This window comes from Stenotrophomonas sp. HMSC10F06 (genome assembly GCF_001807865.1).
Lineage (GTDB): Bacteria > Pseudomonadota > Gammaproteobacteria > Xanthomonadales > Xanthomonadaceae > Stenotrophomonas > Stenotrophomonas bentonitica_A.
The window spans coordinates 131,704-147,947 of the sequence record NZ_KV791291.1 but is presented as its reverse complement, the minus strand read 5'-3'; the positions used below and the strand labels follow the sequence as shown (position 1 = coordinate 147,947).

At 61.1% G+C, this 16,244-nt stretch carries 14 protein-coding genes; 7 read left to right on the top strand and 7 right to left on the bottom strand.

What is annotated here, in order from left to right; translation table 11 throughout:
• Nucleotides 1-3 precede the first annotated feature (3 nt).
• The 7 genes from HMPREF3113_RS12650 to HMPREF3113_RS12620 are packed head-to-tail and all read right to left on the bottom strand — an operon-like array spanning nt 4 to nt 6,465.
• Entirely contained in the window at nt 4-891 is an 888-nt protein-coding gene (locus HMPREF3113_RS12650) for a DMT family transporter (protein WP_026069760.1), read from the bottom strand.
• A gap of 32 nt (nt 892-923) precedes the next feature.
• Nucleotides 924-1,973, bottom strand: coding sequence for a UDP-N-acetylmuramate dehydrogenase (gene murB, locus HMPREF3113_RS12645; RefSeq protein ID WP_070473070.1), 1,050 nt, complete (start codon nt 1,971-1,973; stop codon nt 924-926).
• Nucleotides 1,970-3,025 carry a quinone-dependent dihydroorotate dehydrogenase gene (locus HMPREF3113_RS12640; protein ID WP_070473067.1) on the bottom strand — a complete coding sequence of 352 codons (1,056 nt, stop codon included), beginning with the start codon at nt 3,023-3,025 and terminating at the stop codon, nt 1,970-1,972. The genes murB and HMPREF3113_RS12640 overlap by 4 nt, the downstream gene beginning before the upstream one ends.
• 9 nt (nt 3,026-3,034) lie before the next feature.
• Entirely contained in the window at nt 3,035-3,805 is a 771-nt protein-coding gene (locus HMPREF3113_RS12635; protein WP_070427234.1) for a class I SAM-dependent methyltransferase, read from the bottom strand.
• Between the two features lie 7 nt (nt 3,806-3,812).
• Entirely contained in the window at nt 3,813-4,097 is a 285-nt protein-coding gene (locus tag HMPREF3113_RS12630) for a DUF4190 domain-containing protein (protein ID WP_019183054.1), read from the bottom strand.
• Between the two features lie 50 nt (nt 4,098-4,147).
• Nucleotides 4,148-4,933, bottom strand: a complete 786-nt coding sequence (locus HMPREF3113_RS12625) for an SDR family NAD(P)-dependent oxidoreductase (protein WP_070473062.1) — start codon at nt 4,931-4,933, stop codon at nt 4,148-4,150.
• Nucleotides 4,933-6,465 (bottom strand): L-piperidine-6-carboxylate dehydrogenase, encoded by a 1,533-nt coding sequence (locus HMPREF3113_RS12620; protein WP_070473059.1) that lies wholly within the window; start codon nt 6,463-6,465, stop codon nt 4,933-4,935. The genes HMPREF3113_RS12625 and HMPREF3113_RS12620 overlap by 1 nt, the downstream gene beginning before the upstream one ends.
• Before the next feature lie 464 nt (nt 6,466-6,929).
• Here HMPREF3113_RS12620 and HMPREF3113_RS12615 point away from each other — a divergent pair, with 464 nt between their 5' ends.
• From HMPREF3113_RS12615 to HMPREF3113_RS12590, 7 genes are all read left to right on the top strand, one after another.
• Nucleotides 6,930-8,282, top strand: a complete 1,353-nt coding sequence (locus HMPREF3113_RS12615; RefSeq protein WP_083298800.1) for an undecaprenyl-phosphate glucose phosphotransferase — start codon at nt 6,930-6,932, stop codon at nt 8,280-8,282.
• Between the two features lie 155 nt (nt 8,283-8,437).
• Entirely contained in the window at nt 8,438-8,872 is a 435-nt protein-coding gene (locus HMPREF3113_RS12610) for a low molecular weight protein-tyrosine-phosphatase (protein WP_070473052.1), read from the top strand.
• Nucleotides 8,873-8,930: 58 nt separating this feature from the next.
• Nucleotides 8,931-11,144 carry a polysaccharide biosynthesis tyrosine autokinase gene (locus tag HMPREF3113_RS12605; RefSeq protein WP_070473049.1) on the top strand — a complete coding sequence of 738 codons (2,214 nt, stop codon included), beginning with the start codon at nt 8,931-8,933 and terminating at the stop codon, nt 11,142-11,144.
• 189 nt (nt 11,145-11,333) lie between these two features.
• Complete coding sequence (locus tag HMPREF3113_RS12600) at nt 11,334-12,782, top strand: flippase (protein ID WP_175440356.1); 1,449 nt, start codon at nt 11,334-11,336, stop codon at nt 12,780-12,782.
• A gap of 12 nt (nt 12,783-12,794) precedes the next feature.
• The gene (locus HMPREF3113_RS18415) at nt 12,795-13,847 is read left to right on the top strand and encodes a glycosyltransferase (protein WP_083298798.1); all 1,053 of its coding nucleotides are present in this window, start codon (nt 12,795-12,797) and stop codon (nt 13,845-13,847) included.
• Between the two features lie 34 nt (nt 13,848-13,881).
• Nucleotides 13,882-15,006 (top strand): polysaccharide pyruvyl transferase family protein, encoded by a 1,125-nt coding sequence (locus HMPREF3113_RS12595; protein ID WP_070473043.1) that lies wholly within the window; start codon nt 13,882-13,884, stop codon nt 15,004-15,006.
• On the top strand, nt 15,003-16,226 hold the full coding sequence (locus tag HMPREF3113_RS12590) for a glycosyltransferase family 4 protein (protein WP_070473040.1): 1,224 nt from the start codon (nt 15,003-15,005) through the stop codon (nt 16,224-16,226). Before HMPREF3113_RS12595 ends, HMPREF3113_RS12590 begins: the two co-directional genes overlap by 4 nt.
• Nucleotides 16,227-16,244: the final 18 nt, after the last annotated feature.

Genomic DNA, 16,244 nt, shown 5'->3' with positions numbered 1-16,244 from the left:
GGGCTATTCCCCCGGTTTGACGGCCGCCGTGGCGGCCTGCGATTTCGCCCGCCGTGCCAGCACCGCTTCACGGTGGGCGATATAGGCATTCGCGCCGAGGATGATGGCGGCGCCGATCACGGTCCAGCGGTCCAGCGTTTCATTGAACAGCAGCCAGCCCAGCAGGCTCACCAGCGGCAGCTGCATGAAGCTGATCGGGGTCAGCGCGGAGACCTCGCCCAGACGCAGGGCGCGGGTCCACAGCAGCTGGCCCAGCGTGCCGAGCACCCCGGTGGCGACCAGCCAGACCCATGCCAGGCCGGTCGGCCAGACCCACACGAACAAGGCCGGCACCAGCGACAGCGGCACCCAGAACACATAGGTGTAGAACACCACCGTATCGGCGCTGTCCACCCGGGTCAGCTGTTTGATCTGGATCGCCACCAGCGAGCTGAGTACCGCCGCGCCTACTGCCACCAGAGTGCCCGGGGTGAAGCTGGTCGAGCCGGGGCGCACGATGATCAGCACGCCGATGAAGCCGATGATCACCGCCGCCCAGCGGCGCAGGCGAACGGTTTCACCCAGCCACAGCACCGCGGCGATGGTGACGAACAGCGGGGTGGAGTAGGAGAGCGAGATCGCCTGGGAGATCGGTAGGTGCCCGATCGCCCAGAACGCGCACAGCATAGAGGCCAGCCCGATCGCGCTGCGCAGGAAGTAGCGCGGCAGCTGCTGCGTTCTCAGCGGCGCGCTGCCCGGGCGGATCAGCATCGGCAGCAGCGCCAGCAGGCCGAACGCGTTGCGGAAGAACGCCACTTCCTGGGTCGGCACGTAGCGGGTGGCGTAGCGGATCGCAATCGCCATCAGGCCGAAGGCCAGCGTACTGCCGAGCATCAGCAGGGCAGCCCGCAACGGCGTGGCCACCGGCAAGGCGGGGGCGGGATTCACCACTGTGCGCCGATCAGCCTCGGTTCCGGTTCGATCGGCACCCCGAACTTCTCCAGGACCGAGGCGGAAATCCGCCGCGCCAGCGCGAGCAGTTCTTCGCCGGTGGCCTGGCCATGGTTGACCAGCACCAGTGCATGGCTCGGCGCCACGCCGGCATCGCCATCGCGGTAGCCCTTCCAGCCGCAGCTTTCGATCATCCAGGCAGCGGAGATCTTGCGGCGGCTGTCCTCATCGGCCGGGAACACCGGCAACTCGGGGAAGTGCTGCAGCAACACCTCGACCTGCTCCAGCGGCAGGATCGGGTTCTTGAAGAAGCTGCCCGCGTTGCCGAGCACGTCCGGGTCGGGCAGTTTGCGGCGACGGAGGTTGATCACCGCATTGGCCACATCGGCAGCCACCGGCAGCTCCACGCCCATCGCCTCCATTTCCTCGGCGATCCCGGCATAGCCCAGGCGCAGGCCATGCAGCAGCGGCAGGCGCAGCTCGATCGCGGTGATCAGGTAGCGGTCCGGGTCGTGCTTGAAGATGCTGTCGCGGTACGCGAACTGGCAGCCTTCGGCATCGAAGCGCACCCAGTCGTTCTCCTGCCGGTCCCACGCATCCACGGCCTGGATGAATTCGCCGACCTGCGCGCCATAGGCACCGATGTTCTGGATCGGCGAGGCGCCTGCGGTGCCGGGGATCAGCGCCAGGTTTTCAAGACCGGACAGGCCGTTCTGCAGCGACCACATCACCAACCCATGCCAGTTCACACCGGCGCCGGCACGCACGATGGTGTGGTCGGCGCGGTGTTCCAGGATCTCGATGCCGCGGTTGGCGAACACCAGCACGGTGCCTTCCACGTTGCCGGCGATCAGCACATTGCTGCCGCTGCCCAGCACCAGCAACGGTTGGTCGGCAACGCGCGGCAGGGCCAGCACCTCCGGCAGTACGGACGGGTCGAACACCTCCAGCAGCTGTGCGGCGGTGGCCTCGACGTGGAAGGTGTTGAGCGCCTTCAGCGAGGCGTTTTCAGTGATGGCCCAGGCCGTCATGGCGTCGTTCATAGCGGTGCCACCGCGCCGCGGCTGGGTGCCTCTCTGCGGCGGCGGATCGCCTCCACGCACTCGTGCACCAGTTCCGGGCCACGGAAGATCAGGCCGCTGTAGCACTGCACCAGTGCGGCGCCGGCGGCCATCTTGGCCACCGCGTCCGCACCGGATTGGATGCCGCCCACGCCGATCAACGGCATCGACTCGGGCAGGCGCGCACGCAGGCGGCGCAGCACCAGGGTCGACTGGCCCAGCAGTGGCGCACCGGACAGGCCGCCGGCTTCGTTCGCCCGCGGGTCACCGGCCACCGCACTGCGGTCGATGGTGGTGTTGGTGGCGATCACGCCGTCCACCTTGAGCTCACCGAGCACGCGCGCGGCGGCATCGATGTCGCGGTCGCTCAGGTCCGGGGCCACCTTGACCAGCATCGGCACGCGCTTGCCGTGCTTGGCGGCCAGGCGTTCCTGGCTTTCGCGCAGCTGCGAGATCAACTGGCGCAGCGCGGTCTCTTCCTGAAGCTCGCGCAGGCCGGCGGTGTTGGGCGAAGAGATGTTGACGGTGATGTAGTCGGCCAGCGGATACACCTTTTCCAGGCAGTGCTGGTAATCGTCGAACGCCTGCTCGTTGGGGGTGTCCTTGTTCTTGCCGATGTTGATGCCGAGCAGGCCGGTGCGGCGCTTGGCGCGCTCCACATTGCGCACCAGTGCATCCACGCCCAGGTTGTTGAAGCCCATGCGGTTGATGATCGCCTGGTGGTCCGGCAGCCGGAACAGGCGCGGCTTCGGGTTGCCGGCCTGCGGGCGCGGGGTGATCGTGCCGATCTCCACGAAGCCGAAGCCCAGCGCCAGCAGCGCATCGATGTGCTCGCCGTTCTTGTCCAGGCCGGCGGCCAGGCCCACCGGATTCGGGAAATTCACTCCGAACGCGGTGGTCGGCAGCGGGTCGATGCGGCGTCCCATCAGCGGCGTGGTGCCGGTGCGGTAGGCCAGGTCCAGCGCATTCAGGCCAAGGCCGTGGGCGCGTTCTGCATCAAGGGCGAACAGGAAGGGGCGGGCAAGCGAGTACATGGCGTTCAATCAGTCCAGCGTGCCGACAAAGGCACGGGTTTGGTATTCAAAGGCAATCTGGCCGTCCACCGCATGGGCGTCGAACAGCTGTTGCAGCGCATCGAGCATCGGCGCGTGGCGCGGGTGGCCGGCCTGCGGTGCATAGGAAGAAGAGAGCAGGCGCCCGCGCAGGCCATCGAAGTCCATGCGCTGCACGTTCGGCAGGCGGGCCATGCCGCGCAGGCCCTCGCCGAACCACGCGCGCATGGTGTCATCGTCCTGGTAGCGCTCGGCCACTTCCACGTAGTCGGTGCCGAACTCCTGCAGCAGCTGCTCGTAGCCGATCAGGAAGGGCGAGGCATCGAGCAGGCGCGAGTTCCAGAACACCAGCGCCATGCCTTCGGGCTGCAGGATGCGGGCCCATTCGCGGCGCACTGCCGTGGTATCGAACCAGTGGAAGGCCTGCGCGGCGGCGACCAGGCCAACGCTGTTGTCGGCCAGGCCGGTGGCCTCGGCGGTGCCGTCGGCCACCTTCAGGCGCAGATAGTCAGGCGCAAGCAACTGTTCGGCGGCCTCGCGCATGGCCGCGTTCGGCTCTACCGCGATGACCGGGTGGCCGGTGGCCAGGAACAGCCGGGTGGAAATGCCGGTGCCGGCGCCGATGTCGGCGACCAGGGTCTCGGCAGGTACACCGATGTCCTGGTGCAGCCAGTCCAGCAATGCCGGGGGATAGTCGGGACGGTAGCGGACGTAGTCGGCAACCCGACTGCTGAAGCGTTCGGTCGAATCCGAGCGGCTCATGTGCACCTCACGATTGGGTAGCGGCAAACCAGGCCAGTCCGCCGAAGAACAACAGAATCACCACCAGGGCGAGCAGGCTGCCGATCACGATGATCCAGCCCAGGATCAGGCCGGCCAGTGCCATGCCGTCGCCTTCCAGCTCCAGCGGGCGACGGCGGATCTCGGCGCGGGCCAGGTGGCCGGTGATGATGGCCGCGACGCTGCCGATGAAGGGCAGGGCGGTCCAGCCGAGGATGCCCATGATCAGGCTGACCACGGCCATGGCACTCGTTTGTCGGGGCGGAAGGCTCATGCAGGTCCTGGTCGCGGTGGGGTGGTTCGATGATAGGGCCAGCGGCGGGTTTATCCCATCAGGACCTGGCCACCATCGACATTCAAGGTGTGCCCGGTGATCCAGCGCGCCAGGGGCGAGCACAGGAACAGCGCGGCGTTGGCGATGGCGGCCGGCTCGCCGAAGCGGCCGAACGGAATCTTCGCCAGGGTGTTTCGATACAGCTCCGGGTCCTGTTCGCGCCGGCGCGCCCACAGCCCATCCTCGAACTCGATCGAGCCCGGGGCGATGGCGTTGACGCGGATCCGTTGCGGCGCAAGGGCCAGGGCCTGCGAGGTGGTGTAGTGCATCAGCGCGGCCTTGGCTGCCGCATACGGCGCGCCACCCGGGCGCGGCTGCTGGGCCGCGATCGAGGCCAGGTTGAGAATGCAGGCATCGCTGGATTGCTGCAGCCAGGGCAGTGCCAGCCGCGAGGCCCGCACCGCCGACATCAGGTCGACGTTCAAACTGGCTTCCCAGCCCGCCTCATCGTCGGCCATGCCGTAACCGGTCGCATTGTTGACCAGCACATCGATACCGCCCAAGGCCTGGGCGGCATCGTCCAGCCAGCGGCCGATGTCGTCCAGCCGGGAGAGGTCTGCACTGGCCGTATGCACGGCCAGGCCGAGTGCCCCGGCATCCGCACGCAGCGCAGCCAGACCGGCCTCGCCACGTGCGCAGACCGAGACGTGGGCGCCTGCCGAAGCAAACGCCAGCGCCATGGCGCGCCCGATGCCCTTGCTGCCACCGGCAATCAGTACCTGGCGCCCGGTGAAATCCAGGCGCGGGCCAGCCGGCAGCTGGGGCACGGCATCCATCACAGGTCGAACTTGATGCCCTGGGCCAGCGGCAGCGAGTCGGAGTAGTTGATGGTGTTGGTCTGGCGGCGCATGTAGACCTTCCAGGCATCCGAGCCGGACTCGCGGCCACCGCCGGTATCCTTCTCGCCACCGAACGCACCGCCGATCTCCGCACCCGAGGTGCCGATGTTGACGTTGGCGATGCCGCAATCCGAACCCGCGGCCGAGAGGAAGCGCTCGGCGGTCTTCAGATTGGTGGTGAAGATCGAGGACGACAGGCCCTGCGGCACGCCGTTCTGCATGTCGATCGCCTCGTCCAGCGTGCTGTACTTCATCACGTACAGGATCGGGGCGAAGGTCTCGTGCTGGACGACCTCGTCGCTGTTCTTCAGGCCGGTCACGATGGCCGGCAGCACGAAGTTGCCGGCGCGGTCGATGCGGGTACCGCCGGTCTGCACGGTGCCGCCGCTGGCCTTGGCCTTCTCGATCGAGGCCAGGAACTGCTGCACGGCGCCGTCGCTGTTGAGCGGGCCCATCAGGTTGGCCGGGTCGGTCGGATCGCCGATCTTGCCTTCCACCTGCTTGTACGCCTTGATCAGCGTGGCCAGCACGTCGTCATGGATGGATTCGTGCACGATCAGCCGGCGCGTGGTGGTGCAGCGCTGGCCGGCGGTGCCGACCGCGCCGAACACGATGCCCGGGATCGCCAGCTTCAGATCGGCGGTTTCGTCCAGGATGATGGCGTTGTTGCCGCCCAGCTCCAGCAGGCAGCGACCCAGGCGGTGGGCGACCTTTTCGGCGACTTGGCGGCCCACCTGGGTGGAGCCGGTGAAGCTGATCAGCGGCACGCGCTTGTCGGCCACCATCTTCTGCGACAGCTCGGTGCCGGCATCGTTGATCAGGAAGAACAGGTCCGGGAAGCCACCTTCGCGCAGCGCTTCATTGCAGATGCGCATCGAAGCGATCGCGGTCAGCGGCGTCTTGTTGGAGGGCTTCCACAGGCAGATGTCGCCGCAGATCGTGGCCAGGAACGAGTTCCAGGCCCACACCGCGACCGGGAAATTGAACGCACTGATGATGCCGACCAGGCCCAGCGGCTGGTACTGCTCATACATGCGGTGGCCGGGGCGCTCGGAATGCATCGTGTAGCCATAGAGCATGCGGCTCTGGCCCACGGCGAAGTCGGCGATGTCGATCATCTCCTGCACTTCGCCATCGCCCTCGGGCTTGCTCTTGCCCATTTCCAGCGCGACCAGGGAGCCCAGGGCGTCCTTGTTGGCGCGCAGGGCTTCGCCACACAGGCGCACGGCTTCGCCACGGCGCGGTGCCGGGGTCGCGCGCCAGACCTTGAAGGCTTCCTGGGCGCGGGCCACGATGGTTTCGTAGTCGGCGTCGGTGGTCGCGTAGACCTTGGCGATGGCTTCGCCGGTGGTCGGGTTCACCGGGGTAATCACACCGGCATCGGTGGCCGAGGACCACTCGCCGTTGCCAAGGTAGGTGCCAGCGTTGGTCGCGTCGAGGCCGAGGGCCTTGAGCAGGTCAGAGGACATGCAAACTCCTGTTGCGTTGCGTTTGTAAGGCGCTGGCCGCTGGCAGGGTGGGGGGCGGGCAGCTCAGCCGGGAATGGTAGCAGAGGGGCCCGGCAGGCCTTTTGCGCGGTGCGGCGGACGCTGATCTGCGCCATCGTTACGTGAGCTGGAACCTCATCTCTCCGTGACGTCCGTCAACTATTTGACGAAATTCCGCTCATTTGGGGAAATGTGTGCGCTGTCTCACGCTTTCGTTGCGACCGAGTACTCATCATTTCTGGTACATTTACGCGGTGAATCGACGTTTTTGACGTATACATCGATCACGTAGCGCCGGCTGGGGGAGCCCGGGATAAGTCGATGCCGAGTCCAGGAGAGGTAGAGTGTTACAAGGATCCGTAGGTGATTTGCCCAAGAGGGGCGCTCGACCCCGTGCTCGAGTAGAGGCGCGTGCTGCGCTTGAGCTTGCGTTACGGCTCGCAGACATGCTGGTGGTGCCAAGTGCCGCGGTGCTCACCCATGTCCTGCGCAACGGCCTTGAGGTTCCCTCGCAACCGCAGCGGGTGGTGTTTGGTGCGGTGGTGATGAGCGCCATCATCTGCTTTGGCGTAGCGCCGATCTATCGCAAGTGGCGCGCGCGCGGGTTGCTGGCCGACCTGTGGGTCATGCTGCTTGCCTGGACCGCAGCATTCGGTGTGTTCTCAACGTACGCCGTGTTGGTGGATATGGCCGACGCGGTGCCGACCTTCTGGCTGGTGGGGTGGTACGCGAGCGGCCTGATCGGAATGGCTGCCGCCCGCATCGGGATGCGCATCCAGCTGCACCGTCTTCGTGCGAGAGGGCTCGACCGTCAGCGGGTTCTGCTGGTCGGGCTGCGGGCGCCCGCGCTGAAGCTGCATCGCCTGCTGCGTGGCAAGCCGGAACTGGGCCAGGAAGTGGTGGGGTATTTCTCCACGGCGGGCGATATCGCCAGCCGTCGCGGCGGTGATGCGCCCGACTGCCTGGGCAGTATCGATGCGTTGCCTGCGTACATGGATCGGCATCGGGGCGAATTCGACCAGATATGGGTGTCCCTGCAGATGGGCAGTGGCGCACAGATCAAGGACATGCTCAAGAAGATCGAGCGCTACCCCGTGCCAGTGCGCATCATTCCGGACATCAGCGGCTACGGCACGCTGAACCCGGGGGTGTACCAGGTCGGCGGCGTGCCGATGATCGGGGTGCGCCAAGGCCTTCCCGATCAGGATTTCCGGCTGATCAAACGCATCGAAGACCTTGTCGTTGCAGGACTGGCGGTCCTGATGCTGGCGCCTGTTTTCCTGATCCTGGCTGCGGGTGTGAAGCTGAGTTCGCCGGGACCTGTGTTGTTCCGCCAGCGCCGTCATGGCCTGGGGGGGAAGGAATTCTGGATGCTCAAGTTCCGCTCGATGCGGGTGCATGCCGAAACCCCCGACAGGATCACCCAGGCAAGCCGCAACGATCCTCGCGTTACGTGGTTTGGCGCATTCCTGCGCCGCAGCAGCCTGGATGAGCTTCCGCAGTTCTTCAATGTGCTGGGTGGCAGCATGTCGGTGGTTGGACCGCGCCCGCACGCGATTCAGCACAACAACCAGTACGAGAAGCTCATTGATCGCTACATGCATCGGCATTACGTGAAGCCAGGTATCACGGGCTGGGCACAGGTGCACGGCCTTCGCGGTGAGACCGCGGAGCTTCGCTCCATGAAGAAGCGTGTGCAGTACGATATCGACTACATCCGCCGCTGGAGCCCCATGCTGGACGTCCGCATCATCGGGCTCACGGCGTTCAAGGTGTTGGGGCAGAAGTCGGCGTACTGAGGAGCCTGCAATTAGCGACTTGGATCTCAGTTTTTCCGATAGTCGGCATCGAAAGCACTCGCGGGATCAATCGGTTATCCTGTTCGACTGGGTGCTTGGCTGCGGATGTCATCCGGTTGAGCTGGCAAAGTCGAAGGCAACGGGGTTGAATCGTAGTGTTCAAGAGTATTTTATTCGTCTGCATCGGAAACATCTGTCGCAGCCCGTCTGCCGAAGTCATGATGCGTGACGCCGTCGAAGGCAGGGGGATTCAAGTAGCTTCCGCTGGCCTGGGGGCGCTGGTTGATCATGGAATCGATGCCACAGCGCAGGAGCTGTTGTTGGAGCGAGGTCTAAGCGGTGAGGGTCATAGGGCAAGGCAAGTCAACAGCTCTATTCTTTCAGCTGCCGATCTGGTGCTGACCATGGAACTCAAGCACGTCCGCCGCATCGCTGAGATTGCGCCGCATGTCTCCGGCAAGACGTTTCTGCTAGGTAAGTGGCAGCAAGAGCGTGAGATTCCCGATCCGTATCGCCAGCAAAGACCTGCTTTTGAACACGTATACAAACTTATGGCTGAAGGCATCGAAAGTTGGTCGCGTCATCTGTGATGCGTCAATTGACAGATTCAGCACACACTTCTTTATATTGATTTGACGCTCCTTACTAATGACGACTGAATCGCGTGACCCCGTACGGGATGATAACGAAGAAATTGATCTGCGACAGTTGCTGGGTACCTTGTTTGACCACAAATGGTGGATCATGGGGATCACCGGTGCGTTCTTTGTCGCCTCTGTTTTCTATGCACTACTTGCGACGCCAATCTATCGCGCCGATGCAATTGTGCAGGTAGAGCCCAAGACGCCCTCGTTACCCGGATTGTCCGATTTGAGTCAGTCATTGGGCGTCAGCACGGGTTCGGCCGAGGCATCGACCGAGATCGCGCTTATCACATCCCGCTCAGTTGTTGGGAGCGCTGTAGACAGCCTCGGGCTTGACATTGAAATCGAACCAAATCGTTTGCCGTTGTTTGGTGATTTTTTGGCTCGTCGCGCGGAAGCTGCCAATCAGGACGCAGTTGCGTCGCCATGGCTCGGCATTTCCCGAATGGGTTGGGGCGGGGAGCGTGTTCAGGTGTTTCAGCTGGAGCTCCCCCCGTCTTTGATGGCCAAGCCACTGACGTTGATCGCCGGAAACGAAGGGGGAAGCTTCTCACTGTTTGATGAAGATGATAATGAGCTCGTTTCAGGCCGGGTGGGCCAGTCGCTGTCTGGCAATGGCGTAAAAATACAGGTCGAAGCGCTTCGGGCGAATCCAGGTACACGATTCACCATTACCCAGAAACGCCGTCTTTCCGTAGTCAGTGAACTTCAACGAGATATCTCCGTGGCGGAGATGGGTAAAGACTCCGGCATTCTGAAGCTGTCGTATGATAGTCAGGACCCCATCCTTGCTCGGCTGCTGTTGCAGCAGGTAGCACAAGCATATGTGCGACAGAACGTTGAAAGGAATTCGGCGGAGGCATCCGCCCAGTTGCTTTTCGTGAAAGAGGCGTTGCCTGGTATCCGGAATCAGGTCGACGCTGCTCAGAAGGCGCTCAGTGCGTATCAGACCAAAGCGAATTCTGTTGATCTGACCTTGCAGACCAAGGGTTTGTTGGACCAGGAAGTTGCGGTAGAAACCAGCATTCAGCAGCTGCGGCTGCAACAGGCGGAGATGGACAGGAAATTTACCCGCGACCATCCGGCCTATCAGGCGCTGATGCGCCAGATTGGCGATCTGTCCGCGAGAAAGTCTTCATTCCAGAGTGAGGTTCGCCGGTTGCCTGATGCGCAGCAAGAGCTGCTTGGATTGACGCGGGACCTGCAGGTTAGTAACGAAATGTACACGGCGATGCTTAATCAAGCTCAGCAGTTGGATGTTGCCCGCGCCGGCACGGTAGGCAATGTTCGCATTGTTGATCCTGCTGCAGTTGATGTTACTACGCCTGTAAAGCCGCGAAAATCCATGATTGTGCTCCTTGGCTTGTTGCTGGGTGGAACACTTTCGGTAGGCGCCGTGCTATTGCGTCATCTTCTCAATCGCGGCGTTGAGGATCCCTCACAAATCGAAGAGCTTGGCCTGCCTGTCTATGCTTCGATACCCGTAAGCGCTACGCAAGCCTCGGATTCGGTCCGTGGCAGTTTCAAGTCGGATGGTCAAATGCATCTGCTGGCCCTGAAGGATCCGGCAGACCTCGCAGTCGAAGCGGTGAGAAGCCTCAGAACCAGTCTTCATTTCGCCCGCTTGGAAGCGAAGAACAATATCGTGCTGATTTCCGGATCAAGCCCCAATGCCGGTAAGACGTTCGTCTCGTCCAATCTTGCCGCAGTCATCGCGCAGGCAGGGCAGCGCGTACTGATCATTGATGCCGATATGCGGAAGGGAACCTTGCACAGGGCTTTCGGCGCCTCTCAGATGCCTGGCCTGTCTGACGTACTGATTGGTAAGACCAGTCTTGATGATGCCATCCAGACACTTCCCGGCTTGGATTCATTGAGCTTTATCAGCAGAGGAGAGATTCCTCCGAATCCTTCGGAACTGTTGATGCATGAGAATTTTACACGCCTGCTGAATGAGGTGATGGTTCAGTACGATCTGGTAATCATCGACACGCCGCCGATCCTTGCAGTTACGGATGCTGCGGTCATTGCCCATCGAGCTGGAACATGCCTGCTCGTTGCTCGCTTTGGGCTTAACCAGCCCAAAGAGCTCGCGCTGGCCAAGAAGCGGTTTGAGCAGAATAACGTCCAGCTCAAGGGTGCAATTTTTAACGCGGTCGAGCGCAGAGCTACCGGCTACTATAGTTACGGCTATTACGAGTACAAATCGATGCGCTGAGCAGATATTGCGTTCAAGCCAGCCCCGTCGTGCAGCGCTGCATGCCTAGGAAAGCCAACGGTGTGGTGGGTTCGGAGGGCGCATTCGACAGTTCTCTGTCACAAGTGAAGTCGAGCCCATAGTCATGGGGAGCGACGCTGATGTGCATCAACTGGCATTGAGGGCGGCGCACCAGAAGGAAAGCAGCACGTGGCATCGAAACGCCGATCTTTTGCACATAGCATGGCCTGGAATCTGGCTGGTGCTGGTATTCCACTCATCTTGGCAATCTACGCTATCCCGCGCCTTCTGGCGGGATACGGGGATGCTCGCTTTGGATTCCTGACCATTGTCTGGACCTTGATCGGGTACTTCAGCATCTTCGATCTGGGGCTCGGCAGGGCATTGACCCGGCATGTTGCCGATAAAATCGGTCGGGACCTGCACGACGAGATACCCGCGGTCGCCGCGACTGCGCTGGTCTGCATTGGTGGCTTGGGGCTGGTCACCGCGCTGCTGCTCTTTGGTTTGGCGCCTTGGATTGTCGAGACCTTTCTGTCGCTCGACGCCAGATTGAAGCCTGAGAGCGTGCTCGCCATGCGGGTAATGGCGATCAGCATTCCCATGGTTGTGCTGTCCTCCGCCTTGATCGGTCTTCTCGAAGCATTTGGTCGCTTCAAGGAAATCAATATAGTCAGGCTGGTGATGGGCATCATGAACTTCGCCGCCCCCCTCGCCGTTCTGCACTGGTCGAACAGTTTGGTTCCGGCAACGCTGTCGTTGGTCGTGACCAGGATGGTTACAAGCTTCATATACTGGCGTCTGGCTTCTCGCTCGGCGGGTGGTTCGCTTTTGCTAATGCCGCTACGGGATCATGCCCGTTCTTTGTTGGGCTACGGCGGCTGGATTACAATCAGCAACCTGGTTAGCCCGATAATGGCCCAACTCGACAAGGTGCTCATCGGAGCTATTCTTGCGGTTGCCGTGCTGCCAATCTATTCCGTCCCTGGCGATATGATCAATCGGCTCAGCTTCTTGCCGGTTGCGATGGTGAGTGTCCTCTTTCCGGCATTTGCCAAGATATGGGCAGTCGATCCAAAAGCGGGAGGAGCCCTGTATTCGAGCGCCAGCCACGCGCTCCTTGGGGCCCTGTTGCCGATCACGCTCATGCTATCGGCCTTCGCCCCGGAAGGGATGAATGCTTGGATGGGTGCGGCATTCGGTGAGCAAAGTTCGCCGCTGCTTCGGTGGCTTGCGGTTGGCTTCCTTCTCAATGCGATTGCTAGAGTGCCCCACGCGCTCCTGCAGAGCATAGGTCGGCCGGATATTACAGCCAAACTTCACCTGATTGAGTTGCCAGTATTCCTTGCTGCTTTATGGGCTTGTCTGCAGCATTTTGGAATTCTCGGCGCTGCGATCGCTTGGACGCTTCGCATGGGTCTTGATATGTTGCTTCTGCAAACGGCGGTATGCCTTGTCGATCACGCCATGCGCGCGCGTGTTCTCCGTGTGCTGTGGCTTGTCGCGGGTGCTACCAGTATCACTGCCATCGCCACGTTCATCGGCCCGCTCTGGATTCGGATTCTGCTTTCACTTGTCGTTGCGGCGGTATGCCTGCCGGTTGCGCTGCGTACCATCCTTTCATTGAAGCATGCTTAGCCGGGTTCCCGAATGAAAAAGAATAGAGGTGGCCGCTTGCCCTTGGAGAGCCAAGGCGTCGGCGTCAGGACGTTTGTAGTGACGGTAACGTATGGTAGCCGGCGCGAACTGCTGCTGAAGGTTCTGGATAGCGCGCGCAGCCAAGGGATCCAAAGGGCCGTGGTGGTGGACAACGCGTCAGACTGGAACGTAGCAGGCGATCTTCGCGAGATTTTTGGCGACTGGGTCGACGTGACGACATCTCCTAGAAATCGCGGCTCGGCTGGCGGGTTTTCGTGCGGAATGAAGCGTGCCTTGGAGCTAGGTGCGGATTATCTCCTGCTCTTGGATGACGATAATGTGCTGCGCCCTTGCGCTCTGCAGAAGCTGCACTCCGCACTTGCGCGTACGGCTGGCGACGCGAGGGCAGATACGTCAGTGGTGCAGGCGTTTCGGCCAGGTCATCAGAGTGATCTCGTCAAGGGCGCTCCTGTGGGCCGTGCATATCCTCGTTCAGGTAGCTTCCGCGGCTTTCATTATCTTGACTTGCCGTATAAGGCCTTTCGGCGGATCAAGCGGATGATCGTGAGGCAGCAGCACGTTAAACCACTGTCGGAGGAGTTTGGAGTTCCTTCCGCTCCTTACAGTGGCCTATTGTTTCAACGTGCGGTCATCGAGCGTTTCGGCTTGCCTCGAGAAGATTTTCTTCTCTACACGGATGATACGGAGTTTACGGTCCGCATCACGCAGGGGGGAGGGAGTATTGTTCTGGTCCCGAGTGCTGTAGTAGAGGATATGGAGTCTTCTTGGAATATAGCCGCAGGCCCGTCAAAATCATCATTTGATGTGCTGCTTGATCAGGGTAGCGATTTTCGTGCTTATTACAGTACGCGGAATGGCGTATATTTTCAGAAGAATAGAGCTGCCGCATCGCGCGCACTTCTTCTCAATATCTGGATTTATATGTTCCTGCTGAGATGCAAAGTGCGTAGCTCTCAGCAAAGATCACGTTACGAGCTTGTGTGGCGGGCCGTACAAGATGGGCTGGCGGGGCGTCTGGGCGAGCATCCGCAGTTCCCCCTCTAATCAGACCAGCTCGAATCAATACAAGGCTAACAGTGTGAATATTTTTCTCGTCGGTTCCCCTGGCTATAACCTTGGCGACGATGCGATCTCGGCGATCGTGGCAGAGCGCTTGATGCTCGCCTTCCCCGAGGCGCACTTGGTGATAGCAACCAATGTTCTTGGGCGCGTGGCCGCACCTGGAGCCCGGGAGTTCCTGGTCGAGCGTCGGAAGGTTGGTGGATGGCTCCGCCTGCTACGGGAGATTCAAAGGGCGGATGTGGTCCTCATTGGCGGGGGTACGTTGATACAGGATGCACTGGGATGTGGCGTCATTCGTGGCATGATTCCCTTCATTTGGCAAGTGACACTGCTTGCGCGTGTCATGGGGAAGATGGTTGCAACGGTCCCAATCGGTGTTGATCGTTTGACGTCCTCACGGGGCGTGCGCTGGGGGGGGCAGATTCTTCGTAGATGCAATCCGGTACTTCTGCGCGATCCCCAAGCGATGCAATTGGCCAAGATGCTCGCGCCTGACCACGCCGCAAGCTACGTAGTATCAGCGGATCCCGTATTCAGTCTGGCAAGCGTTGAGGGCGCTGGGAGCAGTGGTCATTCTTATCTCGTCCTCTCCTACGTACGCGAGGCCCGCGATGCCAAGGTGGTAGAGAATGAGGTTTTTCAGCTTGTGATTATGCTGCGAGCCAAGTGGCCTGACCTCAACTTGGTATTGCTTGCGATGGAAGACAGAGAGGAGGATGAGCTGGGTGTATTCCGTAACGTCATGGAAAGAGTTGCGGACGAGCGAGTTAGGGTCGAGGTGCCCAGCGATTTTCGTCAAGCTGCAAACATCCTCCGCCATGCTCGCGCCGTTGTTGCAATGCGTCTGCATGCAATGATCATCACGCTTGGATATGCCCCATTGGTTGGGATCAGCCGAGCTACGAAGACAGAGACGCTGATGAGCCAAGCTTCCATTGTCGGATTGCGAATCGATCAGATTGATCCGCAGTTGGTGGAGGACAGCCTTGTGTCGGTCATTGATGATTCCGAGAGATTGCTCTGCCAGCGAAAGTTCGTCAGGGCGGCGGCTGATCGTTTTGATGATTCGCTAGTCCCACTGATCGCCGCAATCGCCGGGAATGCGGGCCAACAATCATCCTCACAGGAGCGCGGCGAGTGAAGATCTTAATGGTTGCTACCAATTTCGAGGCGCCGGTTGGCGGAGGTGGTCAAAAGTCGCTCCGCATCCTCGTGGATGCTCTTCGCAAGGAAGGGCATTCTGTAATCGTCGCTGCACTTTCCCATGGAGAAGTAGGTGAGGTCGATGTCGATGGGATTCCGGTGCGATATCTTCCAGTCCGGAACCTTTACCGTCCCATCGATACTGTCCGTGCCAGCGCCGCGTCTCGAATGGCGTGGCATGCCGCTGATATCTATAACCTCCCGTCCATGCATGACTTCCGTCGCCTCTGCGGGGAGGTTCAGCCGGATATCGTCCACTCTCACGTGATAAGTGGCCTATCGGTCTCGATATGGTCGGCGGCCCGCGCCGCACGACTGCCAATTGTACATACACTCCGTGACCAATACCTGTTTTGCCCCAAGACGACAATGTTCAAGAATGGGAGCGTGTGCGCAAGGCAATGCGCGGATTGTGCTCTCCTGCGCTTGCCCCATCGTAAAGTGTCAAGGCATGTCACCGGCGTCATTGGCTGTAGTCAGTATATCCTCGACAAACACCTGGCTGGCGGATTCTTTGCGGGCGTGGCGGTTAAGGACGTGATATACAACGCGCGAACACCTGCTGCCATCGGCCTGCCGTTGTCTCCGCAATGTTCTGCGTCCACCAGAAACAAGGTCCGAATCGGATACATTGGCACACTTGCCCCCAGCAAGGGCGTCGAGATTCTGTTGGAGGCGTTTCGCGACATCGATCCGGAGCAAGCGGAGCTTTGGCTTGCCGGTACCGGAGAGGGCGCGTATGTGCATGGCCTTAAGGAAGCGTTCTGCAAAGAGAACATTGTCTTCCTGGGCAGGGTCAAGCCTCGCGATTTCTACCCCGAGGTAGATGTGGTCGCTGTGCCTTCCATCTGGAACGATACTTTTCCGGGTGTGGTTTTTGAGTCATTGGCATATGGGAGGCCGGTAATCGGCTCCCGGCGTGGCGGCATTCCGGAAATGGTACAGCATGGAGTGAACGGCTTGCTGTTTGATCCAGCTTCTGCGGATGAGCTCCGGCAAAGTATTGAGAGACTGATCTTCGATGGCGCCCTTCGGACGCAGATGGCAGCGGCGGCAGTCTCGTCATCGGAGACCTTCCTGGACACCGAAAGGTTCGCGCGTGAGCATGTCAATTTCTACGAGCGCGCAATCGCTGCCCGCCTGGACGGTATAGGATGATCGGCCTGCCGTGGGAAA